Consider the following 23,744-nt stretch of genomic DNA (forward strand, 5'->3'; position numbering starts at 1 on the left):
AGGGAGGTAATGAACAGGAAAGCCATTATCTTTGGCGTCGATGGATTAATGATGCCGCCTGTCAAAAAGGCGCTGCCGGAACCGCGCCAGCAGGGTTATCACGTGACGTTGTCACTTAATGTCAGCGCCCATGGGTATGTCACCTTAACCTGGGGGTGTGGCGCGCCAGGCTGGCGCAACCATTGCTTATCTGTCTGGCGTCAAACGCGCTACCCTCAACGGTTCTATAATGCAGGCGTTACTGGCGCCAGATGGGACAGAAAGATGACCGAACATCGTTATACCCGTTACGGGAGTTTGCAAAACAAAGTGGTGGTGATCACCGGCGGGGCCAGCGGAATTGGCGCGGATCTGGTGGCGGCGTTTCGCCAGCAGGAGAGCCGGGTACACTTTCTGGATATTGATATGACGGCGGGGAGTGCGCTGGCGCAAGCTCGAGGCGCCTGTTTTCATCCGGTCGATGTGCGAAATATTGCCGCGTTGCGCGAAGCGATCAACGACATTGCCGCCCAGGAAGGCCGCATTGATGTGCTGATCAATAACGCCGCCCGTGACGACCGGACCAATACCTTCACGGTGGAGCCGGAAGCCTGGCGCGAGAGCCTGGCGGTGAATCTTGACCACCAATTCTTTGCCAGCCAGGCCGTTGCCGCGCTGATGCAAAAAGGCGAGGGCGGCAACATTATTCTGACCAGCTCCACCAGCTTTATGAAGGGCAGACCGGGCATGTCCGGTTATACCACGTCAAAGGCGGCGATTGTCGGGCTAAGCCAGACGCTGGCGCGCGAACTGGGGCCATCGGGCATTCGCGTTAACTGCATCGTGCCGGGGGCGATTTCCACCCCACGTCAGCAGGCGCTGTGGCGCACGCCGGAATCTGAAAAGGAGATCCAGGCTATGCAGTCGCTGGATATCACCCTTGAAGGCCGGGACGTTGCCGCCATGGCGCTGTTTGTCGCCTCCGATGACGCCCGTGGCTGTACCGGGGGGCTCTTTTTTATCGACGCCGGTATCCGCCTGGTATGACCGCATCTTCACCCCCGCACGCTGGCTGCGCGCACGTGCAGGCTGCGCCGGGGCGTGGTGATGATGGTGGTGACGACGCCCACGATATGTGCGCCTTCCTCCTCATCAATGTACACCGTGCGATAGTTTTCGTTCTCTGCCACCAGGCGCGGTGGTGAGAGGCGTAAACGCCGGACGGTAAAACCGCTCAGCAGGCGGGCGACGACGATATCGCCATCCGCCGGCTGCAGGCTGCTATCCACTAAAAGTAAGGAGCCGGGCAGGATCGCCGCGCCGCACATGGCATCGCTGGCGGTGCGCAGCACATAGGTTGCTGACGGGTGGCTAATCAAGTGTGCCACCAGGTCGATCGCACCTTCGATGTAATCGGCCGCCGGGCTGGGAAAAGCGCTGGTTGTCATTGCATGTCGCTCCCACGTAATGGCAGGCATAAGGCTGCCTGACAAACCTGTAGACGTCCTGATAAAGGTGAGGCTTTCGCCGCTGAAACATCCATGGTTACTGTTTTTATGTATTACTGTGTTTATATACAGTATCGTCAGGAAGGGGCATCGATCAAGCCGCCTCGCTGCGATTTTTGTGAAGGGATTGATGACACAAGGATTTTTGTTGGATGATGAAAAAATGCGCGATTCGGGTATTTCAGGCCATCGCCTGGCCGCAGGCAACCATGAGAATAATACGGGAAAAAACGCTATTTTATTATTTCGCGGCGGCGGACGTTTTTTACATTCAGTGGGCCAGCCACTACACTTAGCAGCAGTTTAACCATTGGATGGCGAAAATGACGGCATTGAAAACCCATAATTTCTTTTTTATCGTTCTGTTGTTGCTGGTCAGTGTGGCGTTTTTTAGCCTGATCCAGCCGTACTATGCAGCCATTATCTGGGCCGTTATTCTGGCGCTTATTTTTTATCCGCTGCGGGTGAAATTATCCGGCTGGTTACGGGGGCGTGACGGTATTGCTTCGTTGCTGACCGTACTGCTTATCTGCGTGTTAGTTTTTATTCCATTAATGATTATTGTCACGTCACTGATTGCGGAAATTAATGCGCTTTATCAACGGTTGCAAAATAACGCCACGGATTTGCCACAGCTCTTTACTGACAGTATTAGTTATCTGCCCGGCTGGGCGCAGGGATATTTACGTGAAAATGACTTTGACTCTGTCGGCGCCATTCGCGAAAAATTATCTGGTGTGGCGCTGAGCTCCGGGCGATATCTGGCGGGCAGCGCGGTGATTATTGGTAAAAATACCCTGAGTATTACCGTCAGTTTCTGTCTGATGGTCTATCTGCTGTTCTTTTTATTGAAAGACGGCTCCCGGCTGGTTCGCAGAATATTTACGGCTATTCCGCTGACGGACAAAATCAAACGCCGCCTGTTCCATAAATTTGCCAGCGTCTCCCGCGCCACGGTGAAAGGGACACTGGTGGTAGCAATTGTGCAGGGGGCGCTGGGAGGCTTCGGCTTCTGGTTTTCCGACATTAACGGCAGCCTGCTGTGGGGTTCGCTGATGGCGTTCATGTCGCTGATCCCGGCGGTCGGTACGGCGCTTATCTGGGTTCCGGCGGCTATTTTTCTCTTCTCCACCGGGGAAATTATCACCGGTACAATGATGACGCTCTATTTTGTCGTGGTGGTCGGGCTGGCTGATAATATCCTGCGGCCATTATTAGTCGGCAAAGATACCCGGATGCCCGATTATTTAATCTTGCTGACTACGCTTGGCGGGTTGCAATTCTTTGGCATTAACGGTTTTGTGCTGGGGCCAATGATTGCCGGGCTGTTTATTGCCTCGTGGAATTTACTCGCCGAAGACCGTGCGCTGGCGATGAAATCGGAACAATAATCTGTATTGCCGCCGCCGATATTTTTCACCAGCGGCTGTGATGCCATTTCCACAAACCCGGTGAGCACAGGTAAAGAAGTGAAAAGAATTTGAGGAAAAACAGGCCCTGTGGTAGAAATAGGGCGTGTTTTACTACTGAGGACAATCGTTCCGCCACGATGAGAAGCAATGTGCGGATATTGTAATTTTATGGATAATCTGTTCAGGACGTTCATTTCTGGCTTTTCCCGTCTTACTTCTTCTGTCTTTCTGCTTTCCGGCGAACAACACTGGCGCTCGGCGCTATAGTCCTTTTCTCTCTGCTTAGGCTCGCGTAAATTACGCGACTTTTATTTTTTACGCATCGGGTTTTCCGTTAGGGAAGAACCCTGCAGGATTATATTCTCAAGCAGGAGAAGCATGATGATTTACTGGATATTATTAGCGCTGGCCATCGTGGCTGAAATAACCGGCACATTATCAATGAAGTGGGCAAGTGTGACCAACGGACACACCGGTTTTATTCTGATGCTGGTGATGATTGCACTGTCATATATTTTATTATCATTCGCGGTTAAAAAGATTGCCCTCGGGGTGGCTTATGCCCTGTGGGAGGGGATCGGTATTTTATTGATCACCCTGTTTAGCGTTGTGTTGTTTGATGAAGTGCTCTCGCCGATGAAAATTGCCGGGCTGATGACGCTGGTGGTCGGGATTGTGCTTATCAAATCGGGCACCCGGAAAGCGGCTAAGACGCCGCAGGAGCGCCGCAATGCAACAGTTTGAGTGGGTTCACGGCGTCTGGCTGGCGGTGGCTATCGTTCTGGAGATCGTCGGCAATATTTTCCTTAAATTTTCAGCGGGTTTTCGCCATAAATTATACGGGATTGGCTCGCTGGTGGCGGTGCTTGGTGCCTTTGCCGCGCTGTCTCAGGCGGTAAAAGGTATAGATTTGTCAGTGGCTTACGCGCTCTGGGGTGGGTTCGGCATTGCCGCGACCCTGGCGGCGGGCTGGATCCTCTTCGGCCAGCGCCTGAATAATAAAGGCTGGATAGGGGTTATCTTATTGATTGTTGGTATGATACTAATAAAACTCGCCTGATGTGATCGCTGCCCGAATTTGGGGCAGCGAAATCCACCGTCTGTAATACGCTTAGTTAACGGAAGTCCTCAACTGGCTGTTTTTCCTGTTAAGGATAGAGGGGGCAGTGCATGTTGAACCCATTTAGCTGGCGGAATATCCCGAATGCCAAAACCCTGTTCGTCATGATCTTCCTGGCAGGGATTGGGCTTATTTTTTCCATCGTTGCACTGCTTTATCTTTCGTTGCATCTGATCAGTAGTAAAGCCAACGAAATTGATGAACATCGCACCGCGCTGTCTGTGCAGGGGGCGATTCAGACCTCGGTAAATCGCGTGCGCTCGCTGGTCATTGATAACGCCGTCTGGGATGACGCGGTGCGGGAAGCGTATCGCCCACAGCTCGATACCCAATGGCTCTATAAAACCTGGGGCGAGGGATTTAAAGTCAATAATCTCTATGACGGCACCTTTATTCTTGATGAAAACTTCAACGTCTTATGGGGAGCGTTTCACAGCGCCACATTTACGGAACATTCGCTCGATTTTTTTGGCAAGGGTTTACAGGCGCTCATCCGTAATAATTCGGCTTCGCTGATTTCCAGCAATGAAATTTATGCCGGGATTACCCGTACCCGCAGCGGCACCGCATTTATAGGGATTGGCCTTATCCGCCCGATGGTGGGTAATTTAGCGGTTAATGATAATACCCGGCGTTATCTGGTGATCACCCGCCACCTGAATACACAAATCCTTAAAGAGCTGGGCGATACCTTCCAGATAGCCGATTTAGCGTTCACGGAGCAGAAGCCGGATGAATTCGCCGTGCCGCTGGAAAGTTCGGCGGGGGAGGTGCTGGGCTGGTTAGACTGGTCACGGCGCCTGCCGGGCGCGGAGGCGGCCGAGGCGGCTTCTGCCAATATTCGTCAAATCGCCCTGCTGGCATCGGAATTGATCCTCCTGTTTATTATCCTGAGCAGCGCCGGGTTGTATAAGCTGGCGAAAGGGGAAAATATTGCTCGCCAGATTGCCCTAACCGACTGGCTGAGCCACCTGCCTAATCGCCGCGCCCTGATTGAACATCTCGATAAACTCGCCGCGCGGGGCGACACCAGTATGATGAGCGTCGCCTTTGTCGATCTTGATGGGTTCAAGGATGTGAACGACATTTACGGGCATGATGTGGGGGACCGACTGATCAGAACCATCGCCCAGACGTTACGGGAGAAAGTGCCGACGCAGGGGATGCTGGCACGGATGGGGGGCGATGAGTTTGCCATGACCGTTGGCGGCCCCTGGGCAGAGGAGCAGACCGCAAGATTTGCCGAGTATGTCCTGGCGTATCTGAATAACCCCATCCAGGTGGGAGAGCGGACGATCCATATTGGAGCCAGTATTGGCATCGCCAGCGGCACGCTGGTGGAGTGCACCAGTACTGAGCTTTTCCGCCGTGCCGATATCGCCATGTATCACTCAAAAAGTATCGGCAAAGGGCGCATCACGCATTACGATGCGGCGCTGAACAGTGCCCGTGAGCGGCAATTGCTGATTGAAAATGATATCCGTAACGGTATGGAGCGCGGTGAATTCGATGTCTGGTATCAGCCCATTATGGATGCGCGTAGCCTGGCGATGGTTGGCGTCGAAGCACTTGTCCGCTGGCCGCGCCGCCCGGCTGGCGAACTTAAACCCGATGATTTTATTGTGATTGCGGAAACCAGTGGGCTGATTTACGAACTGGGGCAGTTTGTTCTGCGTCGCGCCTGTAACGATCTGCAGGCGCACAGCGATTTAAAATTGTCGGTAAATATCTCCCCGGCGCAATTTCGCGACCCGGATTTTGAGGACAAGGTGGCGAAAGTGTTGATAAGTACGCGCTTCCCGCCAGCACGCCTGCAACTGGAAGTGACCGAAACCTATGTTGTGGAAAATCCGGAGCGTGCGCATATCGCCATTACCACCCTGAAAGCGCTGGGCATGTCGGTCGCGCTGGACGATTTTGGTACCGGATACTCCAGTATCGGCTACCTGCGTCGCTTCAATTTTGAAACGATCAAAATTGATAAATCCCTGGCCGGGCTGGTGGATGATGATGAACAAGCGTCGGCGCTGGTGAGTGGCACAATTCGCATCGCCAGTGCGCTGGGAATGATGGTGGTGGCCGAAGGCGTGGAAAATGAAAAACAGATGAAGATGCTACGATTGGCCGGTTGCGACCAGTTACAAGGCTACTGGTTTAGCGAACCCATGCCGCTGGACGACATCTTACATTTGCGTCATCTGCGGCAGGGTTGATTTACTCTTTTGCCAGCGCTTCGAGTTTGTCACGAAAACCGGTCACCGAAATGGCCCGGTTGTCGGCGCGCCAGCGATCTTTGGCGGCCGGGGCTGAACTCTGGACCGCAATAAGCTGCCAGCCTTCGGCGGTTTTCAGCATCAACGGCGAGCCGCTGTCGCCGGGTAACGTATCGCATTGATGCGACAGCACGCTGTTTTGCGCCCAGCCGGTAACAATGCAATTTTCGTGGCTGTACAGCGTGTCCAGATGATCGGCCGGATAACCCGACTGCGTCACTTTGCGCTCTGCCACTTTTAGCGCATCCGTCAGCGCCGCTTTATCACCCACAAACAGCGGTAACGGTGTAATGCCGGACGGCGGGTTACGCAGCACAACCAGCCCAAAATCCCAGGGGGCGGCGGATGACGGCACGATCCAGCCATCGCCATCGGGTTTCAGCCGTTTACCCAGAGACGGGTCGACGCGCCCTTCGATGCCGTGGATTTCATAGCGCCAGGTTCCTTTCTGCGAAACAAAACGCAGCGCTACCGCTTTATCCGGTTTGCCGTTCGGCGGCGTCAACAGACAATGCCCGGCGGTTAAGGCCAGGTGAGGAGAAATAAGCGTCGCGGTACATAAATTGCCACTGGCCGTTTCCAGTTGCCCAATCGCATCCCAGGGGGAGCGGGTCGGTGTAGTAACGCGAACGCGATCATCATGACCAAAGAACAGCGTCTTGATCTGAGCCGCATCAATGGTGTCATCATCACCATCGTCGGCATGTCCGTAAGCAGAAAAGAGAAAAAACGATCCCAGCAATAGCACAACGGTTTTTCGCATATCACACTCTGGTGGGGTAATTATGATTATTAAATGTGAACCCAGGTTTATAAACTATAGACGGGGCGAGAAAAAAGTGGGAGTAAAATCAGCGTGCTACATCAGGAAAGAAAAAGCCGAAGGGCAATGAGCGCGCAGACAATCAGCATTAACAGGATGAACTCGAAACGATAACGTCGCAGCATAGGCCCTCCAGAGAAAAACGGCGCTTCACCTCAGGGTTCAGCGCCGACGATTTACTCAGCCTGTACAGCAGGCGGGGTATTACACGGTAACTTATGCAGCCGGTTGAGCAGCTGGTTTAGTTGCAGTGTGTTTTACGTGTTTTTTATGGTGTTTTTTAGCTGCCTGAGCTTTCTGCTCTACAGCCGGTTTAGCCGCTGCTTTTTTGTGGTGTTTTTTCTTAGCAGCCTGAGCTTTCTGCTCTACAGCTGGTTTAGCTGCTGCTTTTTTGTGATGTTTTTTCTTAGCGGCCTGAGCTTTCTGTGCAACGGTTTTTTTCTTGTGAACTTTTTTCGCATGCGTGGTTTTAGCCGGCGCAGCAGCAGGTGCAGCGGCAGGCGCAGCAGTAGTGGTGGTAGTAGCCGGAGCTGCAGTTGTGGCTGCGGTATCAGCAGCGAACGCAACAGAAGACAGACCCATAGCAGCGGCAACAACCAGAGCTAATACTTTTTTCATTCTGATATCCTCGAATTTGGTTTCATCGTTCAACCCCACTGCGGGGCCGTTGAAGAGACTATACCGACAGAGATGTTATCTTTCCGTGAGTGATTGGTTTCGGCGTGTAACGGGATGTACAAACGAGCCGGGAGTCACAGCTTGCGGTTTCTGTATGATGGGTAAAATATTTATTTTCAAAAGGTTATGTTTGTTGTTGTCAGTTGATGAATTAACATGCGTAAGGTGGCGTCATCGTGATTGCACGAATAAAGTCAGAAAGGGGGACTGAAAGCCAGTCTGGAGACCCGGCGTGTCCCCCCGGCATGCTTCAAAGCAATTTATTCATGTTATAGCCGGTGACCTGATAGCCATTCGCTTCATAAACGTTTTTGGCATGCGCATTTTCGGCAGCGACGCGTAATTTGATTTGCCGGATACCTTCGCCTGCCAGCAGAGCCTCCAGACTTTGCATCGCACGGCTACCGAGCCCCTTACCGCGAAACGCGGGCAGGAGGTAAAAGTCATAAATAAATGCCGATTGATCCTCCCCATTCGCCCGGTACCATAAATAGCCAATCTGCACTTCGCTGCCGTTTTCTGCATGCACGATGCTTTTCAGGCTTTGACCTTGCGTTTTCACACCGTCGGGCAAGCTGCTGGCAATTTCTCTTTTTGCCTGCACCAACGCCTCATCCTGGGACAGGTGATAATTAGCGGCAATCTCCGCAGCATAGTCGGGAATAAAATAGGCCAGAAAGCCTGCAAATTCCGTTTCAGACATGGGGTGAAGCACAACCATATTTTTGCCTTTCAAAGAGATGGGCTGGCACAGTTCAGCGCGCGGTGCGTGAACTGTGCCGGGGATGATTACAAATAACGCGACGTTAAATGGTGGCGGAAATAGCGGCTGTCCAACGCCTCGCCGGTGGCCTGTTCAATCAACTGCGAGGTGGAGAAACGGCTGCCGTGCTGCCAGATATTCTGCCGCAGCCAGTCAAACAGTGCGGAAAAATCACCTTGCGCAATAGCCTCATCCAGCCCTGGCAGGGCGTTTCGCGCGGCCTGGAAAAGTTGAGCGGCATACATCGCACCAAGCGTGTACGACGGGAAGTAGCCAAACCCGCCGTCCGTCCAGTGGATATCCTGCATACAGCCGTTACGGTAGTTACCTTCGGTGGACAAGCCCAGCCATGCCTGCATTTTTTCATTCCACAGGGCAGGAATATCGTCCACTTCTATTTCGCCGTTAATCAATGCTCGCTCAATTTCATAACGCAGGATCACATGGGCCGGATAGCTGACTTCATCGGCATCGACGCGGATAAAGCCGGGTTTAACGCGCTGATTCCAGGCAATGAAGTTACCTTCTTCAAACGCGGGTTGTGCACCGAAACGTTGAATAATTGCGGGCAGCAGACGTTTCAGGAAGGCTTCGCTGCGACCAAGCTGCATTTCAAAAAACAGACTTTGCGACTCATGGATGGCGGTAGAACGCGCCAGCGCGACCGGTTGCCCCAGCCACTGACGCGGCAGGTTTTGCTCGTAGCGGGCGTGCCCGGTTTCATGCACCACGCCAAACAGCGCACTCAGCAGTTCATTTTCATCATAACGGGTGGTGATGCGGACATCTTCCGGCACGCCGCCGCAGAACGGATGCGCGCTGACGTCGAGACGCCCGGCGTTAAAATCGAAACCGAGCAGCGTCATGGCTTCCAGCCCAAGTTCGCGCTGGGTGGCGACGGGGAACGGGCCGACGGGGGCAATCAGCGTTTCACGCGATTGCTTGTCAACCACACGCTGCAGCAGGTCCGGGAGCCAGGATTTCAGATCGGCGAACAGGACGTCCAGACGGGCGCTGGTCATGTCCGGTTCGAAAATATCCAGAAGCGCGTCATACGGCGAGCAGCCTTTCGCCTGGGCGCGGATCGTCGCCTCTTCGCGGCTGAGTTTTACCACCTCTTTCAGATTCGCGCTGAACCCGGCCCAGTCATTTGCCGGACGCTGAGTGCGCCAGGCATGTTCACACTTGCTGCCCGCCAGCGCTTTGGCCTCCACCAGTGATTCCGGCAGCAGCGCGGCCTGCTGGTAGTGGCGCGTCATCTCGCGCAGGTTTGCCTGTTCCACATCATTAAGATCTTCTTGCAGGGCATTGCGTAGCCATTCACCAACCTTTTTGTCAGTCAGGATTTGGTGTTGTAGCACGCCCAGTTCAGCCAGCGCCTCACCACGGGCGGTGCTGCCCCCTGGCGGCATCATGGCGAACATGTCCCATCCGACGATGGCGGAGAGGTGCTGGAAACGGCTCAGGCGGGTGAAAGTGCGGGTAAGGGATTGATAGTTTTGATTGTTATCCATATTGCCTCTGCAAGCGGGTTCGGAACGATATGAATGAGAGTACAGAGATTCAGGCACTTATCAACGGACAAACAAGATTATTCGCCGGTTTATGGTGGGACATTACCAACTGAACCATAATGAAAAAGTCGCAGGTGACATACGTTGAATCAACCCTAAAGCCTAAATGATGAATCCCTTTGTGTGGATCATATTTGCTCTTATGGTGCTTGACGCAGTACGTGAATTATTAGGGGCATCGTCGATACTGGGGATGTTCTGATCTGCCAGGGCACAGAGCAAAAGCCCCGAAAATAGACCGGGGCCCTATGTTAACTCATACCGCTTTAGCGTAAGCGGCGATGCAGTCTGCTGCCGACAAATAACGCCAGTAACAGCATCAGCGCAATAAAGCCGCCCACACCGTTCCAGCCATAGTTATGCCAGAACACACCACCAAGCGTACCCGCGATACTTGAGCCCAGATAATAGCTGAATAAATATAGCGATGAAGCCTGCCCTTTGGCGCGGCGCGCGCGTGGGCCAATCCAGCTACTGGCGACGGAGTGGGAAGCAAAGAAACCGGCAGTAAAAAGCAGCATACCGATAAAAATCGCCCACAGTGAAGGGAGCAGCGTTAATAAAAGACCGGAAAGCATAATTGCAATCGAGGCGATCATCACCGGCCCTCGACCATATTTGGCGGTCATTGCCCCGGCGCGCGGTGAACTCCAGGTACCGGTTAAATAGGCGACGGAAAGTAACCCCACCACCGCCTGGCTTAAAAACCACGGCGACTGCATCAACCGATAACCAATGTAATTAAACAGGGTAACGAACGAGCCCATTAACAGGAAACCCTCAAGGAATAATAAGGGCAATCCTTTATCGCGCCAGTGCAGGCGAAAATTAATGAACAGGGTGCGCGGGCGTAGCGAACTCGGACGGAAATGACGAGATTCCGGCAAAATACGCCAGAACATTAACGCGGAAGCCAGTGCAAAACAGCCAATCGCCGCCAGCGCGATACGCCAGTTAAAAAAATCAGTGAACACGCCGCTAATAAGGCGTCCGCTCATGCCGCCAATCGAGTTGCCGCTAATGTATAGCCCCATGGAAAAGGCGACAAAGCTGGGGTGGATCTCTTCACTAAGGTAGGTCATGCCCACGGCGGCAACTCCGCTCAGTGACAGCCCAATCAGGGCACGCATGATCAGAATGCCGTGCCAACTGGTCATCAGCGTTGAAAGCAGCGTACAGCATGAGGCCAGCAACAATGCCGTCACCATCACTTTCTTACGGCCAACCGCGTCTGATAACGGTCCGGTAAATAACAGACCGATGGCCAGCATGGCGGTAGAGATAGAGAGTGAAATACTGCTGTTTGCCGGAGAGACGCCGAACTCCTGTGACAGCACCGGCAAAATAGGCTGCACGCAATAAAGTAGGGCGAAGGTGGCCAGTCCGGCGGAGAAGAGCGCCAGGGTGACGCGCATAAATTGGGGGGTACCACGTTTAATAAATTGTGTCGGCAAAGGACGATTATTTTCATCAACACCACTTGCCGGAAGAGTGTCAACGGTAGTTGTACGGCTCACTTGAAATCCTTAAGTTTACATCCCGGTCAGGCGGGGATGTATTTAAGGGTATGAAACGGTCATTGTTCTGTCTAATATATTAATAATCTCAAATGATATGTTTAAAATATGAATATCGAGCTTCGCCATCTCCGTTATTTTATTGCTGTCGCCGAAGAGCTGCATTTTGGCCATGCGGCGGCGCGGTTAAATATTTCCCAGCCGCCGCTGAGCCAACAAATCCAAATCCTTGAGCAGCAAATCGGCGCGAAGCTGCTGGCGCGTACCAACCGCAGCGTGTCGCTGACGCCCGCAGGTCGACAATTTCTGGCAGATAGTCGGCAGATATTAAGCCAGGTAGATGATGCCGTTAGCCGGGCGTCCCGCCTGCATCAGGGGGAAACCGGCGATTTGCGCATTGGCTTTACCTCATCGGCACCGTTTATTAGCGCAGTGTCTGACACCCTGTCGTCGTTTCGCCAGTCTTACCCGGATGTGCATATCCAGACCCGGGAAATCAATACCCGTGAGCAGATTGCCCCGCTCAATGAGGGCAAACTTGACCTTGGATTGATGCGCAATACCTTGCTGCCTGACACGCTGGCCTGGCAGGTGATTTTGCGCGAGCCGCTACTGGCGATGATTCATCGCGATCACCCTTTAGCCGCGAAAAGCGGCGTATCGCTGGCCGAGCTGGCGCGGGAGCCGTTTGTCTTTTTCGACCCGCATGTGGGAACCGGGTTGTATGACGATATTCTTGGGTTGTTGCGCCGTTATAACCTGACACCGTCGATTACCCAGGAAGTGGGGGAGGCGATGACCATTATTGGTCTGGTGGCGGCGGGACTTGGGGTGTCGATTCTGCCCGCCTCATTCCGGCGTGTGCAATTGACAGAAATGCGTTGGGTACCGATTCTGGAAACGGATGCGGTATCGGAAATGTGGCTCGTATGGGCAAAGCATCATGAACAGGGCACAGCGGCACAGCGTTTCAGGCAGCAACTCATTTCTGCGGCGAATGCATAAAAAGTGGACAGTATACGCCCGCAAAACGTGCGGTAAATCACAAGCCTACGTAAATATTTGACGGCGACTATTGAAGTGCTTCACCATATCCCAAAGTTTATTTCGAGCTCAAAAATAAAGGGAGTAAGAGGTGGTTGCTGATAGTCAGCCTGGGCATATTGATCAAATTAAGCAGACCAATGCAGGGGCTGTCTACCGCCTGATTGATCAGCTTGGCCCGGTGTCGCGCATCGATCTGTCACGTCTGGCGCAGCTTGCGCCAGCCAGTATTACCAAGATTGTGCGGGAAATGCTTGAAGCGCACCTGGTACAGGAGACCGAAATTCAGGAGCCGGGCAGCCGCGGGCGGCCTGCCGTTGGGCTGGTGGTGGAGACCGAAGCCTGGCATTATCTCTCGCTGCGCATCAGCCGCGGGGAGATTTTCCTCTCCTTACGCGATTTAAGTAGCAAACTGGTGGTGGAAGAGCGTCAGGAGCTTCCGCTGACCGACGAAAAGCCGCTGCTGCAGCGCATCATTGTTCATATCGATCAGTTTTTTATCCGTCATCAGCAGAAGCTGGAGCGTTTAACCGCCATTGCTATCACCTTGCCGGGGATTATCGACACGGAACATGGCATTGTGCACCGCATGCCGTTTTATGAAGACGTCAAAGATATGCCGCTGGGTGAAATGCTGGAACAGCACACCGGTGTGCCGGTCTATGTGCAGCATGATATCAGCGCCTGGACCATGGCAGAGGCGCTGTTTGGCGCTTCGCGCGGGGCGCGTGACGTTATCCAGGTGGTTATCGACCATAACGTTGGGGCCGGTGTCATTACCGATGGTCGCCTGCTTCACGCAGGTAGCAGTAGCCTGGTGGAGATCGGCCACACGCAGGTCGACCCATACGGTAAACGCTGTTACTGCGGTAATCACGGGTGTCTGGAAACCATTGCCAGCGTGGAGAGCGTGCTGGAACTGGCGCAGCTACGCATGAGCCAGTCCATGAGCTCCATGCTGCACCAACAGCCGCTGACGGTAGAGTCGTTATGTGAAGCGGCTCAACAGGGCGATTTACTGGCGAAAGACATTATCAGTGGCGTGGGGGCGAATGTCGGTCGCATTCTCGCCATCATGGTGAATTTATTCAATCCGCAAAAAATTCTCATCGGTTCGCCGCTCAGTAAGGCGGCGGATATCCTCTTCCCGGCGATTGCTGACTGCATTCGCCAGCAGGCGCTGCCCGCCTACAGCAAACATATCGCCGTCGAAAGCACACAATTCACCAATCAGGGCACTATGGCAGGTGCGGCACTAGTGAAGGACGCGATGTATAACGGATCCTTGTTGATTCGTTTGTTGCAGGGGTAACATTTTTACACTGTTCTACTAAAAATTGCGCTATCTCAAGCTGAACACCGCATCCCTAACGTAGACTTTCGCTACTGAATTATTTTCCTGATTTATATTTTCGTAGCATAACGGTGGAGTTAGCGATGCTTAAGCGTTTCTTTGTAACGGGTACTGATACGTCTGTCGGCAAGACAGTGGTGTCCCGCGCGCTGCTACAGGCGCTGGCCGCTTGTGGCAGTACCGTCGCGGGTTACAAGCCAGTCGCTAAAGGGAGCAAAGAGACACCGGAAGGCCTGCGCAATAAAGACGCGCTGGTGCTGCAAAGCGTGTCTTCAATTGATTTACCGTATTCTGCTGTCAATCCCATTGCGTTTAGCGAAGATGAAAGTAGCGTGGCGCACAGTTCTGCGATTAATTACACCCTGTTGTCCAATGGCCTGGCCAGCCTGTGCGAGCAGGTTGATCATGTGGTGGTGGAAGGGACGGGCGGCTGGCGTAGCCTGATGAACGATCTGCGTCCGCTTTCCGAATGGGTTGTGCAAGAGCAAATGGGCGTGTTGATGGTAGTGGGGATACAGGAAGGGTGTATCAACCATGCGCTGTTGACCGCTCAGGCGATTGCCAGCGATGGTCTGCCGCTGATTGGCTGGGTGGCTAACCGCATTAACCCAGGGCTTGCGCATTACGCTGAAATTATTAATGTTCTCAGCCGCAAGTTGCCTGCGCCGCTGGTGGGTGAGTTACCTTATCTGCCGCGTGCCGAACAGCGCGACCTGGCGCAGTATATCAATTTGCAGATGGCGAAAGGGATGCTGGCCGCCGAGCGTGTATTGGCGTAAACCGGCAGCCAGACCCGGATGGCGGCGCAAGCGCCTGATCCGGGCTACGCGTTTGGTGCGGCACATACCTCATACGTAGCCCGGCTAAGCGTCGCGCCAGCCGGGGTCAGGCATCGCTGTGAATATTCAGCACCCGGCGTGTTTTGCCGGAGCTTAAATAATCTGCAATATAATCCTGTGAAATCTCCCCGTTGTAGCGCCCGGCTTCATCAACAATCGGCATCCAACTGGTATTACTCTCATACAACTTCGACAATACCACGCGCAGATTATCCTCAGCTTTCCCGGTAATTCGGAACGGATGCAACAGCCCGGCGCAATCACCCTGCGCGCCACGCGCTTCGCGACGCTTCACAAAACCCAGCGGTTTACCGTCGCCATCCACCACGGTAATCGCGCGAATATCGTTATCGTCCATCATCGCGAACGCTTCCTGAGCCGCCGTCGACTCACGTACCGTCAGCGTCGGCTGTTGGTCGGTGACATCCCCTGCGGAAACCAGCAGCAGACGTTTCAATGTACGGTCCTGGCCGACAAAAGAGCCGACAAACTCGTTCGCCGGTTTGGCCAGCAGCTCATCCGGGCTGGCGCACTGCACAATACGCCCCTGGCGGAACACCGCAATCCGGTCCCCCAGCTTTAACGCTTCATCTATATCGTGGCTGACCAGCATGACGGTCTTTTTCAGCGTGCGCTGCATCTCCAGAAACTGATTCTGGATAACTTCGCGGTTAATGGGATCGACCGCGCCGAACGGTTCATCCATCAGCAGGACCGGCGGATCCGCCGCCAGTGCGCGAATCACCCCGATACGCTGCTGCTGACCGCCGGACATCTCACGCGGATAGCGGTGAAGGAATTTTTTCGCATCCAGCGCCACCATATCCATTAACTCTTCGGCACGGCGTTTACAGCGGTCTTTATCCCAGCCCAGCATGCGCGGCACCACGGTAATGTTCTCTTCAATGGTCATATTGGGAAACAGACCGATCTGCTGGATAACATAGCCCAGATTACGACGCAGGCTGACAGTGTCCATGTCGCTGGTATCTTTGTCATTGACCAGGATCTTACCGCTGCTGGGCATAATCAGGCGGTTAATCATCTTAAGCGTGGTCGTTTTGCCGCAGCCGGACGGGCCCAACAGTACGCACATTTCACCTTGCGGCACGTGCAGGTTGATATTGTCAACGGCCTTCACGGTCTGGCCGTTTTTCTGGGTGAATTGTTTAGTTAAATTTTCCAGTTTTATCATTATCGAATCCCCTTCGGTGTCAGAACCACCTGCAAGCGATGCAGTAACCAGTCGAGCACAATGGCCAGTAAACAGATCATCAGCGCCCCGGCAATCAACATGCGGATATCGCTGCCGCCGATACCATTGAGCAACAGTAGCCCCAGGCCGCCTGCGCCAATGACCGCCGCAATGGCCATAACGCCAATATTCATCACCACCGCAGTACGGATGCCGCCGAAAATCACCGGCAGCGCCATGGGAATCTCTACCCAGCGCAGACGTTGCCAGAAGGTCATGCCAATGCCGCGCCCGGCTTCACGCAGGCCGGGAGGCAGACTGTCCAGCGCGGTATGGGTATTACGCACAATCGGCAGCAAGGAGTAGAGGAAGACGGCGGTGATAGCGGGCAGGGCGCCAATCCCCTGACCGATCAGCGAGAAAAGCGGGATCATCAGGCCGAATAAGGCAATCGACGGGATGGTCAGCACAATCGTTGCCAGCCCCAGCACGGGCGTTGCCAGCCATTTATGCCTTACGATAAGGATGCCCAGCGGCACGCCCGTCACAATTGCCAGACCGACCGCAAGCAGCACCAGCCAGAGGTGCTGGAAGGTGAGCATTGCCAGATAGCTCCAGTTATCCATCATGTAGTGAATCGTATCCATAGGCGCTCCTTACAGCAGACCTTTCTCACGCAGGAAGTCGTGCGCCACCTGCTGTGGCGTCTGATGGTCAATATCGACTTTTGCGTTGAGCGTCATGATGACGTCGTTGTTGAGCAGACCAGAAAGCGTATTAAGCGCCTCTTCCAGCCCCGGATTGGCCTCCAGCGTGTCTTTACGCACCACTGGCGTCACGGCATAGCTGGGGAAGAAGCCTTTATCATCTTTCAGCACTTTCAAATCGAAGCCTTTTACCCGGCCATCCGTCGTGTAGACCAGACCGGCATCGACGAAGCCATCACGGACGGCGTTATAGACCAGCCCGGGGTCCATCTGACGGATTTGCGGCCTGTCCAGCTCAAGGTTATAGGCCTGCTGGAAGGGTTTCATACCGTCGCTACGCCCGGAGAATTCGAGATCCAGCCCCAGCATCCAGTTATGTTTAGGATCGGTTTTTCGAATCTGCTCAATCTTCGCCACCATGTCCGACATGGTATTTATATGCTCGGCCTCGGCGCGTTTACGCTGCATCGCAAAGGCGTAGGTATTGTTCATATCGGCAGGTTTTAACCACACCAGGCCATGTTTTGCATCCAGTCGTTTTACCGTTTCGTAAGACTGTTCCGGCGTCATACGCTCTTTAATGTGATTGAAGATAATCAGCGAGGTGCCGGTATATTCCCACGTCATATCAACCTGTTTGTTGATCATCGCATTACGGGAAATCACCGTGGCAATGTTGGTTTGCGGCTGCACCTGAAACCCTTTCTTTTGCAGATACTGCACCGTCAGGGCCGAGAGAATATGCTGCTCAGTAAAACTTTTGGTCGCCAGAATCAGTGGGGCGGCGCGCACGCTTACCGTAAAAAGCAGCGTGGCACTCAATAGCCCCAACAGGCGTGAAGTCAGTCTCATAGGGATTCCTTTTCTTATTATTGGGTTCAGGCTGAGTGAGGGCTCAAAAAACGCCCAAGCGCCGCCAGCAGCGTGTCCAGAATCAGGGCAAATAGCGCGGTTGCCGCCGCACCCAGAATCAATGTCGGGAAATCGTTCAGATAGATGCCCGGGAAGATCAGCTCGCCATAACTGCTGGCGCCGATTAAAAAGGCCAGCGGTGCGGTGCCCACGTTGATGGCTGTGGCGATACGCACCCCGGAGAGGATCACCGGCAGTGCATTGGGCAACTCCACCTGATACAGCCGTTGCCATTTGGTCATACCGATACCGTTTGCGGCTTCCAGCAGCGATGCCGGAACCGAGCAGAGCCCCGCATAGGTGTTACGCACAATGGGCAGCAGTGAGGCCAGAAAAAGGGCGATAATGGCGGGTTTATCACCAATCCCGATGATGACCATCGCCAGCGCGAGTACGGCCAGCGGTGGCAGCGTGTTACCGACGTTAAAAATCTGCATCACGTATTCGGCGACACCGCGCGCAGCCGGGCGGCTAAGCGCAATCCCGCTGGGAATACCCACCAGCAGAGCAAAGAACATAGAGCTGAACACCAGAATCAAATGTTGTTGCCCGAGATAGACCAAATCCACCTGGCGGGCTCTGATTGTATCCAGACCAATACCCCAAACCAGGAGCGCCAGTACGACGGCAATCGTCGCAGTAAACAGCAGGGCGCGTGAGAGTGCGGAAGTGTGCATTGCAGTGTGTCTCCCTGTGTGCATGCGTTATGGCAACGGAGAGTTGCGTGTTGTTATGCCATGTTCGGCAGGGTATTTGAGCTATAGCAAGCACCTGGGAAGGATTCCAGTTTGGCGCGAATCTTTTAACCTGCGGATTTTGCGGAGGATTTACGCTATCGCTGATGGGATAACGGCTAAGAGCGGGAACTAAAGAATTGTCTTAAAAATGCGCCCTTAAAGTGACGTTGTCACCTTAAGGGCGCATTGTGAGGGATTAACGCGATAACGCTTTTTGGGCAACCGGCATTAATAAACGGCTCTGCCAGTCGCTAAGCGTTAACTGGGCAAGCCTGCCAGCCGCCTGCCAGAACGGGTGGCGGGCTTCCGCTACAAAAATCTCAAGAAAGCGTCCGGCCCAGGGCAGAAGATGCCAGGCAAGCAGCTCATCACAGGTGGCGTAGCGCTGATTCTCAACAAGCCAGGCCGCCAGCATCAGCAGGGTGCCAAAATGATCTTCCGGCTCATTCTGACTGGCCTCCCAGACAATGTGGTTGTCACGCATCCACTGGCGAAGCTCCAGCGTGGAGTCGCCAAAGAGTACGCTTTCTTTATCCAGCCAGACGGATCCCCAGGGCGGCGCAGGCAGCGCCCACGGGCCGATAAATAGCCGTTGCCAGGCCTCGGGAATCGTTTCTTTGCTTTCTGCGCAAAATAACGGCACGAGCGGGGTCAACGCCTCCGGCGCCAGCGGCCACTGGGTTTGCCATTCCCCCTGACGGAATGCGGCGATCAGCGCCTGCGTCTGTTCACTTTCCGGCGGGTAGTAAAACAGCGCCCCCAGAATGCGTGCCGAAAAAGCGAAATCATCTGTGTAAAAAGTGTCAGTCATTACGTTCCCGGAATCTCTGCTTAACCTGCAACCGCCATACCGACAGTCATATGTAACCCATAGAACAGACCGCGCCCAATCAATTCGCCTGCAACCACCAGTATGACACCGGCAAGCAGGCTGACAGCACGTGGCTGTTTTCGCATGATCAGCGGACAGAGCCAACAGCCGAGGCCTGCGGCGAGCAGGACCATACGCCAGACCTGCATTTCGCTCCAGGCTGGCACCAGCATGCTGGCCTGCTGCACGGAACTGTGGATCCCGGCAAGGCTCATCCCCTGCAGAATCACCAGACCGAGGCTTGCCAGCAGCGCCACCACGCTCAGCGAGGCGAAGGTCGCGCCATTGAAAGTGACGTGTGCCAGACGCAGCAGCAGTGCCGCCAGTAGCGGGCCGCCGAGTAGCATCGTGAGGAAGAACCCGGCGGTGGTGTATCCGTTATGCCAGGTTGGTACCGTATCAATCTGATAGACACGACTCATAGCCCAAACAAATACTACGCCCAGCACCATGCTGACCACCAGCCAGAATTTGCCCAGCGTAGCCGGCATTTTACCCAGCACTGTCACCAGCCACCAGAAGCCGCCTACGGCGAAGAAAATCGAGCCAGCGGCGATTTCGTTACTTAACGCAGAGGCGCCCACCCGGTTGAGTGAGTTCAGTGCGCGTATCGGCGAACCGAGATGCACCATGGAGGCGATAAAGCCGATGCCCATTAACACCCAAAGAAAGAACATGCTCCGCGTAATTCGCTGCTGTCCGGGCGCATCGTTTTTCGCCGCCATCCAGCCCATCCCGGTGACGATAAGGCCACCTGCCACGCATTGCCCTAATACCGTGAACAGCACCAGCGGCCATTCATGCCATCCGTTACCCATCTCACACCTCCAGCGGGTTTGCCAGATAGCCGGTGGTATCCCCTGTCGGGCGGCTGTTGGCGTTAGGTTTAATCACGATGCACGGCTTCGTGAAGTGCGACGCCGGGAGCGGGGCGACAGCCGCCAGCTCACCGTATTTTTTACGCAGCTCTTCAATGGGGCCGAAGTCCAGCGCACGCAGCGGGCAGGATTCCACGCAAATCGGCTTATGGCCCTCGGCGACACGACTGTAGCAGCCGTCGCATTTGGTCATATGGCCTTTTTCAGCGTTGAACTGCGGCGCACCGTACGGGCAGGCCATATGGCAGTAACGACAGCCGATGCAGATATCTTCGTCCACCACCACAAAGCCATCTTCGCGTTTGTGCATCGCCCCGCTGGGGCAGACTTTGGTACAGGCCGGATCCTCGCAGTGATTACAGGCGATGGAGAGGTAATAGGCGAAAACGTTCTGGTGCCAGACGCCGTTATCTTCCTGCCAGTCTCCCCCTGCGTATTCGTAAATGCGGCGGAAGCTGACATCCGGGGTTAAGTTCTTGTAATCCTTACATGCCAGCTCACAGGTTTTGCAGCCGGTGCAGCGCGCGGAGTCGATATAAAATCCATATTGTGTGGTCATCGGCTACTCCTTAAACCTTTTCGATTTCGACCAGATTGGTGTGCTGCGGGTTACCTTTCGCCAGCGGTGACGGACGATGGGTGGTCAGCGTGTTCACGCAGCCACCATGGTCAACGCGATCGCCTTGCATATCGGCGTTGTGCCACGCCCCCTGGCCCATGGCGCTCACTCCCGGCATGATGCGCGGAGTGACTTTAGCGGCAATGCGTACTTCTCCGCGTCCGTTGAACACCCTGACCATATCCCCACTGACGATGCCGCGTTTTTGCGCATCAATCGGGTTAATCCACACCTCCTGGCGGCAGGCGGCCTCAAGGATATCGATATTGCCGTAGCTGGAGTGGGTACGGGATTTGTAATGGAAACCGAACATCTGTAGCGGATATTTACTACGCGCCGGGTCGTCCCAGCCTTCTGGCGTCGAGGCATAAACCGGTAACGGACTGATCACTTCCCCTGCTGGAATCTCCCAGGTATTGGCAATCCTGGCCAGGCTGCTGGAGTAGATTTCAATTTTGCCCGAGGGCGTTTTCAGCGGATTAGCCTGCGGATCGTCGCGGAATTTTTTATAGGCCACATAGTGCCCGGCGGGGTCTTTACGCTTGTAAATCCCCATTTTTTTCAGATCCTCATAGGACGGCAGTTGGGGATCTTTTGCCAGCATTTTGGCGTAAAGATACTTAAGCCACTCTTCCTGTGTACGCCCTTCGGTGAATTTCTGGTAAATATCCGGCCCCAGGCGCCTGGCGATTTCGCTGGTTATCCAGTAAATCGGCTTACGCTCAAATTTCGGTGCGGTAACCGGCTGGATAAAGATCAGATAACCCATGTTCCCGGCGTAATCATTCGGGATGATATCTTCCTGCTCAACGGTCATTAAATCGGGCAGCAGAATATCCGCGTACATCGCTGATGAGGTCATGAAATTCTCAATGACGACAATCATTTCGCATTTCTTGTCGTCCTGTAAAACGTCATGGGTATGGTTGATGTCGCCATGCTGGTTGGTGATGGTGTTACCGGCATAGTTCCAGATAAATTTGATCGGGACGTCGAGTTTGTCTTTACCCTGAACACCGTCACGCAGGGCGGTCATCTCTGCGCCGCGCTCAATGGCATCGGTCCAGCTAAAGCAGGAAATTTTGGTTTTTACCGGGTTTTCCGGCATCGGCATGCGTTCAATGGTAATGGTATAGGTGGACTCACGCGCGCCGCTGTTCCCGCCGTTGATACCGACGTTACCGGTCAGAATGGGCAGCATCGCGATAGCGCGGGCGGTTAATTCGCCATTTGCCTGACGCTGCGGACCCCAGCCCTGGCAAATACAGGCGGGTTTGGTTTGACCAATCTCACGCGCCAGTTTCACAATGCGGTCGACCGGGATGCCGGTCACGGCAGAAGCCCATTGCGGCGTTTTGGCAATGCCGTCGTCGCCCTGGCCCAGAATATAGGCTTTGTAATGACCATTGGCTGGCGCGCCCGCTGGCAGGGTTTTCTCGTCATACCCGACGCAGTATTTGTCCAGGAATGGCTGATCGACCATGTTTTCGTTAATCAATACCCAGGCGATACCGGCAACCAGTGCGGCATCGGTGCCCGGACGTATCGGGATCCACTCATCTTCGCGCCCGGCAGCGGTATCGGTATAACGCGGGTCGATAACGATCATGCGCGCATTGGAACGTTCGCGCGCCTGTTCAAGAAAATAAGTAATGCCGCCACCGCTCATACGGGTTTCAGCCGGATTGTTGCCAAACATCACCACCAGTTTGGTGTTTTCGATGTCTGACGTACTGTTGCCTTCGTTGGAGCCGTAGGTGTAAGGCATCGCATAGGCGATCTGCGCCGTACTGTAGTGCCGTACTGGCCGAGGAAGCCGCCGTAAATGGCCATCAGGCGGGCAATAATAGAGGCAGAAGGGGAAGAACGGGTGATATTGCCGCCGACGATACCGGAGGAGTAGTTAATGTACACCGCCTCGTTACCGTATTTTTCCACAATCCCTTTCAGGCTACCTGCGATGGTATCAAGTGCTTCATCCCAGGAGATGCGTTCGAATTTACCTTCGCCACGTTTACCCACGCGCTTCATGGGGTAGTTCAGGCGATCCGGATGGTTGATACGACGACGGATTGAACGTCCGCGAAGGCAGGCACGAACCTGATGATTACCGTAAACATCCTCCCCGGTATTATCTGTCTCGACCCAGTAGACCTCGTTATCGCGTACGTGTGAACGCAACGCACAGCGACTGCCACAGTTGACGGAGCAGGCGCCCCATACGACTTTATCCTCTGCGGGTTGCAGGGCGCTTTGAACCGCTGCAGCAGCGGTCCGCATGCCAAAAGGCAGCGAAAAACTGCCTGCCGCCAGCGCCAGCGAACCCAGCGCAGTTGATTTCACGAGTGTTCGGCGGCTGATCCCGCCACCACTCTCAACAATGGACATAGCTCACTCCGTTATAGCTTATAATAGAAAAATATTACCCGTCGAAATTACGAGCATGCTAACGATGAGAGTGATGCTACTTAATAAGAGTCAGGGGGATCTTAATGGGGATCAAGAAGAGGGCCAATCCCCATTATTTTTGTAGGGCAATGAATTTACTGTGCGGCGGGTTTGTCACTTTCTAGCGGCGTTATTTCCCCCGATTGTGCATTCGCGCTACCCCGGGTGCGGGTATAAAGAATTTTCCAGTTATCGTTACTACAATGGCCCACAACCTGAGCACCCGACGCGCTATTTTGATCGTTGGGTTCGATGGTAAGCGTAAAGTCTGATTCTGGTACGCCGTTATTTATAATGCGTTGTTGTATATCGTTTTTTACTCTTTCACAGGAATCCGGTGCGGCATAAACAGATGCCGAGCCGATGAACAATAGTGCACCTAACCAGAGTGAATGTTTCATTTGCGACTCCTTATTAATTAATAATGCTCAATATGCCTGGCACTGAGAAGTAAGGCTAAGCGAAATCTGCGCAAAACAGGAATGCGCATTAT

26 protein-coding genes and 1 pseudogene are annotated in these 23,744 nt (G+C 54.1%); 11 read left to right on the top strand and 16 right to left on the bottom strand.

Annotated features, from left to right (window positions below):
- The first annotated feature begins 9 nt into the window (after positions 1-9).
- Entirely contained in the window at positions 10-1,026 is a 1,017-nt protein-coding gene (locus ACS0RQ_RS12540; protein ID WP_271851886.1) for an SDR family NAD(P)-dependent oxidoreductase, read from the top strand.
- An 8-nt stretch (positions 1,027-1,034) separates the two neighbouring features.
- Here the strand turns inward: ACS0RQ_RS12540 and umuD are convergent, their stop codons facing one another.
- A complete protein-coding gene (gene umuD, locus ACS0RQ_RS12545) occupies positions 1,035-1,457 on the bottom strand; it encodes a translesion error-prone DNA polymerase V autoproteolytic subunit (protein WP_334312457.1) in 423 nt (140 codons plus the stop codon).
- A gap of 160 nt (positions 1,458-1,617) precedes the next feature.
- Here umuD and ACS0RQ_RS12550 point away from each other — a divergent pair, with 160 nt between their 5' ends.
- The 6 genes from ACS0RQ_RS12550 (at position 1,618) to ACS0RQ_RS12575 (ending at position 6,232) form a co-directional block, all read left to right on the top strand.
- A complete protein-coding gene (locus ACS0RQ_RS12550) occupies positions 1,618-1,794 on the top strand; it encodes a hypothetical protein (protein ID WP_271851884.1) in 177 nt (58 codons plus the stop codon).
- Positions 1,795-1,810: 16 nt separating this feature from the next.
- Positions 1,811-2,878, top strand: coding sequence for an AI-2E family transporter (locus tag ACS0RQ_RS12555; RefSeq protein ID WP_271851883.1), 1,068 nt, complete (start codon positions 1,811-1,813; stop codon positions 2,876-2,878).
- 189 nt (positions 2,879-3,067) lie between these two features.
- The gene (locus ACS0RQ_RS12560) at positions 3,068-3,166 is read left to right on the top strand and encodes a protein YdgV (protein WP_418904010.1); all 99 of its coding nucleotides are present in this window, start codon (positions 3,068-3,070) and stop codon (positions 3,164-3,166) included.
- Positions 3,167-3,280: 114 nt separating this feature from the next.
- The gene (mdtJ, locus tag ACS0RQ_RS12565) at positions 3,281-3,643 is read left to right on the top strand and encodes a multidrug/spermidine efflux SMR transporter subunit MdtJ (protein WP_271851892.1); all 363 of its coding nucleotides are present in this window, start codon (positions 3,281-3,283) and stop codon (positions 3,641-3,643) included.
- Positions 3,630-3,959 carry a multidrug/spermidine efflux SMR transporter subunit MdtI gene (gene mdtI / locus ACS0RQ_RS12570; protein WP_271851882.1) on the top strand — a complete coding sequence of 110 codons (330 nt, stop codon included), beginning with the start codon at positions 3,630-3,632 and terminating at the stop codon, positions 3,957-3,959. Before mdtJ ends, mdtI begins: the two co-directional genes overlap by 14 nt.
- Before the next feature lie 110 nt (positions 3,960-4,069).
- Positions 4,070-6,232, top strand: coding sequence for a bifunctional diguanylate cyclase/phosphodiesterase (locus ACS0RQ_RS12575; protein ID WP_271851881.1), 2,163 nt, complete (start codon positions 4,070-4,072; stop codon positions 6,230-6,232).
- A gap of 1 nt (position 6,233) precedes the next feature.
- Here the strand turns inward: ACS0RQ_RS12575 and ACS0RQ_RS12580 are convergent, their stop codons facing one another.
- The 5 genes from ACS0RQ_RS12580 to ACS0RQ_RS12600 form a co-directional block, all read right to left on the bottom strand.
- Positions 6,234-7,055 carry a trypsin-like serine peptidase gene (locus tag ACS0RQ_RS12580; protein ID WP_071195522.1) on the bottom strand — a complete coding sequence of 274 codons (822 nt, stop codon included), beginning with the start codon at positions 7,053-7,055 and terminating at the stop codon, positions 6,234-6,236.
- Between the two features lie 101 nt (positions 7,056-7,156).
- Complete coding sequence (gene ydgU, locus ACS0RQ_RS12585) at positions 7,157-7,240, bottom strand: small membrane protein YdgU (RefSeq protein WP_090088754.1); 84 nt, start codon at positions 7,238-7,240, stop codon at positions 7,157-7,159.
- A 91-nt stretch (positions 7,241-7,331) separates the two neighbouring features.
- Positions 7,332-7,733 (bottom strand): acid resistance repetitive basic protein Asr, encoded by a 402-nt coding sequence (gene asr, locus ACS0RQ_RS12590; RefSeq protein ID WP_039078840.1) that lies wholly within the window; start codon positions 7,731-7,733, stop codon positions 7,332-7,334.
- Between the two features lie 310 nt (positions 7,734-8,043).
- Complete coding sequence (locus ACS0RQ_RS12595; RefSeq protein ID WP_271851880.1) at positions 8,044-8,514, bottom strand: GNAT family N-acetyltransferase; 471 nt, start codon at positions 8,512-8,514, stop codon at positions 8,044-8,046.
- 68 nt (positions 8,515-8,582) lie between these two features.
- A complete protein-coding gene (locus ACS0RQ_RS12600) occupies positions 8,583-10,070 on the bottom strand; it encodes a carboxypeptidase M32 (protein ID WP_271851879.1) in 1,488 nt (495 codons plus the stop codon).
- Positions 10,071-10,272: 202 nt separating this feature from the next.
- On the opposite strand from ACS0RQ_RS12600, the gene ACS0RQ_RS12605 reads away from it, so the two are divergent.
- Positions 10,273-10,332 (top strand): KPN_01571 family protein, encoded by a 60-nt coding sequence (locus ACS0RQ_RS12605; RefSeq protein WP_369944944.1) that lies wholly within the window; start codon positions 10,273-10,275, stop codon positions 10,330-10,332.
- Between the two features lie 64 nt (positions 10,333-10,396).
- Here the strand turns inward: ACS0RQ_RS12605 and ynfM are convergent, their stop codons facing one another.
- A complete protein-coding gene (ynfM, locus tag ACS0RQ_RS12610) occupies positions 10,397-11,647 on the bottom strand; it encodes a multidrug efflux MFS transporter YnfM/SxtP(Kp) (protein ID WP_271851878.1) in 1,251 nt (416 codons plus the stop codon).
- Between the two features lie 108 nt (positions 11,648-11,755).
- On the opposite strand from ynfM, the gene ynfL reads away from it, so the two are divergent.
- From ynfL to bioD, 3 genes are all read left to right on the top strand, one after another.
- Positions 11,756-12,652 (top strand): multidrug efflux transcriptional activator YnfL/SxtR(Kp), encoded by an 897-nt coding sequence (gene ynfL, locus ACS0RQ_RS12615; protein ID WP_079498191.1) that lies wholly within the window; start codon positions 11,756-11,758, stop codon positions 12,650-12,652.
- 130 nt (positions 12,653-12,782) lie between these two features.
- Complete coding sequence (gene mlc / locus ACS0RQ_RS12620) at positions 12,783-14,003, top strand: sugar metabolism global transcriptional regulator Mlc (RefSeq protein ID WP_039078845.1); 1,221 nt, start codon at positions 12,783-12,785, stop codon at positions 14,001-14,003.
- 125 nt (positions 14,004-14,128) lie between these two features.
- The gene (gene bioD / locus ACS0RQ_RS12625; RefSeq protein ID WP_039078846.1) at positions 14,129-14,824 is read left to right on the top strand and encodes a dethiobiotin synthase; all 696 of its coding nucleotides are present in this window, start codon (positions 14,129-14,131) and stop codon (positions 14,822-14,824) included.
- Positions 14,825-14,930: 106 nt separating this feature from the next.
- On the opposite strand, the gene osmV is transcribed toward bioD, so the two are convergent.
- The 9 genes and pseudogenes from osmV to ACS0RQ_RS12670 all read right to left on the bottom strand — a co-directional run bounded on the left by osmV (position 14,931) and on the right by ACS0RQ_RS12670 (position 23,652).
- Positions 14,931-16,079 carry an osmoprotectant ABC transporter ATP-binding protein OsmV gene (gene osmV, locus ACS0RQ_RS12630; protein WP_039078847.1) on the bottom strand — a complete coding sequence of 383 codons (1,149 nt, stop codon included), beginning with the start codon at positions 16,077-16,079 and terminating at the stop codon, positions 14,931-14,933.
- Positions 16,079-16,726: an osmoprotectant ABC transporter permease OsmW gene (osmW, locus tag ACS0RQ_RS12635; protein ID WP_039078848.1), complete on the bottom strand. Its 648-nt coding sequence runs from the start codon at positions 16,724-16,726 to the stop codon at positions 16,079-16,081. Before osmW ends, osmV begins: the two co-directional genes overlap by 1 nt.
- Before the next feature lie 9 nt (positions 16,727-16,735).
- The gene (gene osmX, locus ACS0RQ_RS12640; protein ID WP_271851877.1) at positions 16,736-17,638 is read right to left on the bottom strand and encodes an osmoprotectant ABC transporter substrate-binding protein OsmX; all 903 of its coding nucleotides are present in this window, start codon (positions 17,636-17,638) and stop codon (positions 16,736-16,738) included.
- 26 nt (positions 17,639-17,664) lie between these two features.
- Complete coding sequence (osmY, locus tag ACS0RQ_RS12645) at positions 17,665-18,375, bottom strand: osmoprotectant ABC transporter permease OsmY (protein ID WP_271851876.1); 711 nt, start codon at positions 18,373-18,375, stop codon at positions 17,665-17,667.
- A gap of 256 nt (positions 18,376-18,631) precedes the next feature.
- Complete coding sequence (gene dmsD / locus ACS0RQ_RS12650; protein ID WP_271851875.1) at positions 18,632-19,246, bottom strand: Tat proofreading chaperone DmsD; 615 nt, start codon at positions 19,244-19,246, stop codon at positions 18,632-18,634.
- A gap of 20 nt (positions 19,247-19,266) precedes the next feature.
- Positions 19,267-20,124, bottom strand: a complete 858-nt coding sequence (locus ACS0RQ_RS12655) for a dimethyl sulfoxide reductase anchor subunit family protein (RefSeq protein ID WP_271851874.1) — start codon at positions 20,122-20,124, stop codon at positions 19,267-19,269.
- Between the two features lies 1 nt (position 20,125).
- Positions 20,126-20,743 carry a DMSO/selenate family reductase complex B subunit gene (locus ACS0RQ_RS12660; RefSeq protein ID WP_334634589.1) on the bottom strand — a complete coding sequence of 206 codons (618 nt, stop codon included), beginning with the start codon at positions 20,741-20,743 and terminating at the stop codon, positions 20,126-20,128.
- A 10-nt stretch (positions 20,744-20,753) separates the two neighbouring features.
- Positions 20,754-23,191 (bottom strand): annotated as a pseudogene (gene ynfE / locus ACS0RQ_RS12665) (selenate/tellurate reductase subunit YnfE).
- Positions 23,192-23,346: 155 nt separating this feature from the next.
- Positions 23,347-23,652, bottom strand: a complete 306-nt coding sequence (locus ACS0RQ_RS12670) for a DUF1161 domain-containing protein (RefSeq protein ID WP_271850581.1) — start codon at positions 23,650-23,652, stop codon at positions 23,347-23,349.
- Between the last annotated feature and the right edge of the window lie 92 nt (positions 23,653-23,744).

It is taken from the genome of Phytobacter diazotrophicus, assembly GCF_052061655.1.
GTDB lineage: Bacteria > Pseudomonadota > Gammaproteobacteria > Enterobacterales > Enterobacteriaceae > Phytobacter > Phytobacter diazotrophicus.

Bases quoted from the DNA above. Each gene is read 5' to 3' on its own strand.
- ACS0RQ_RS12540 (WP_271851886.1), top strand. From the start codon at position 10: ATGAACAGGAAAGCCATTATCTTTGGCGTCGATGGATTAATGATGCCG.
- umuD (WP_334312457.1), bottom strand. From the start codon at position 1,457: ATGCCTGCCATTACGTGGGAGCGACATGCAATGACAACCAGCGCTTTT.
- ACS0RQ_RS12550 (WP_271851884.1), top strand. From the start codon at position 1,618: ATGACACAAGGATTTTTGTTGGATGATGAAAAAATGCGCGATTCGGGT.
- ACS0RQ_RS12555 (WP_271851883.1), top strand. From the start codon at position 1,811: ATGACGGCATTGAAAACCCATAATTTCTTTTTTATCGTTCTGTTGTTG.
- ACS0RQ_RS12560 (WP_418904010.1), top strand. From the start codon at position 3,068: ATGGATAATCTGTTCAGGACGTTCATTTCTGGCTTTTCCCGTCTTACT.
- mdtJ (WP_271851892.1), top strand. From the start codon at position 3,281: ATGATTTACTGGATATTATTAGCGCTGGCCATCGTGGCTGAAATAACC.
- mdtI (WP_271851882.1), top strand. From the start codon at position 3,630: ATGCAACAGTTTGAGTGGGTTCACGGCGTCTGGCTGGCGGTGGCTATC.
- ACS0RQ_RS12575 (WP_271851881.1), top strand. From the start codon at position 4,070: ATGTTGAACCCATTTAGCTGGCGGAATATCCCGAATGCCAAAACCCTG.
- ACS0RQ_RS12580 (WP_071195522.1), bottom strand. From the start codon at position 7,055: ATGCGAAAAACCGTTGTGCTATTGCTGGGATCGTTTTTTCTCTTTTCT.
- ydgU (WP_090088754.1), bottom strand. From the start codon at position 7,240: ATGCTGCGACGTTATCGTTTCGAGTTCATCCTGTTAATGCTGATTGTC.
- asr (WP_039078840.1), bottom strand. From the start codon at position 7,733: ATGAAAAAAGTATTAGCTCTGGTTGTTGCCGCTGCTATGGGTCTGTCT.
- ACS0RQ_RS12595 (WP_271851880.1), bottom strand. From the start codon at position 8,514: ATGGTTGTGCTTCACCCCATGTCTGAAACGGAATTTGCAGGCTTTCTG.
- ACS0RQ_RS12600 (WP_271851879.1), bottom strand. From the start codon at position 10,070: ATGGATAACAATCAAAACTATCAATCCCTTACCCGCACTTTCACCCGC.
- ynfL (WP_079498191.1), top strand. From the start codon at position 11,756: ATGAATATCGAGCTTCGCCATCTCCGTTATTTTATTGCTGTCGCCGAA.
- bioD (WP_039078846.1), top strand. From the start codon at position 14,129: ATGCTTAAGCGTTTCTTTGTAACGGGTACTGATACGTCTGTCGGCAAG.
- osmV (WP_039078847.1), bottom strand. From the start codon at position 16,079: ATGATAAAACTGGAAAATTTAACTAAACAATTCACCCAGAAAAACGGC.
- osmW (WP_039078848.1), bottom strand. From the start codon at position 16,726: ATGGATACGATTCACTACATGATGGATAACTGGAGCTATCTGGCAATG.
- osmX (WP_271851877.1), bottom strand. From the start codon at position 17,638: ATGAGACTGACTTCACGCCTGTTGGGGCTATTGAGTGCCACGCTGCTT.
- osmY (WP_271851876.1), bottom strand. From the start codon at position 18,375: ATGCACACTTCCGCACTCTCACGCGCCCTGCTGTTTACTGCGACGATT.
- dmsD (WP_271851875.1), bottom strand. From the start codon at position 19,246: ATGACTGACACTTTTTACACAGATGATTTCGCTTTTTCGGCACGCATT.
- ACS0RQ_RS12655 (WP_271851874.1), bottom strand. From the start codon at position 20,124: ATGGGTAACGGATGGCATGAATGGCCGCTGGTGCTGTTCACGGTATTA.
- ACS0RQ_RS12660 (WP_334634589.1), bottom strand. From the start codon at position 20,743: ATGACCACACAATATGGATTTTATATCGACTCCGCGCGCTGCACCGGC.
- ACS0RQ_RS12670 (WP_271850581.1), bottom strand. From the start codon at position 23,652: ATGAAACATTCACTCTGGTTAGGTGCACTATTGTTCATCGGCTCGGCA.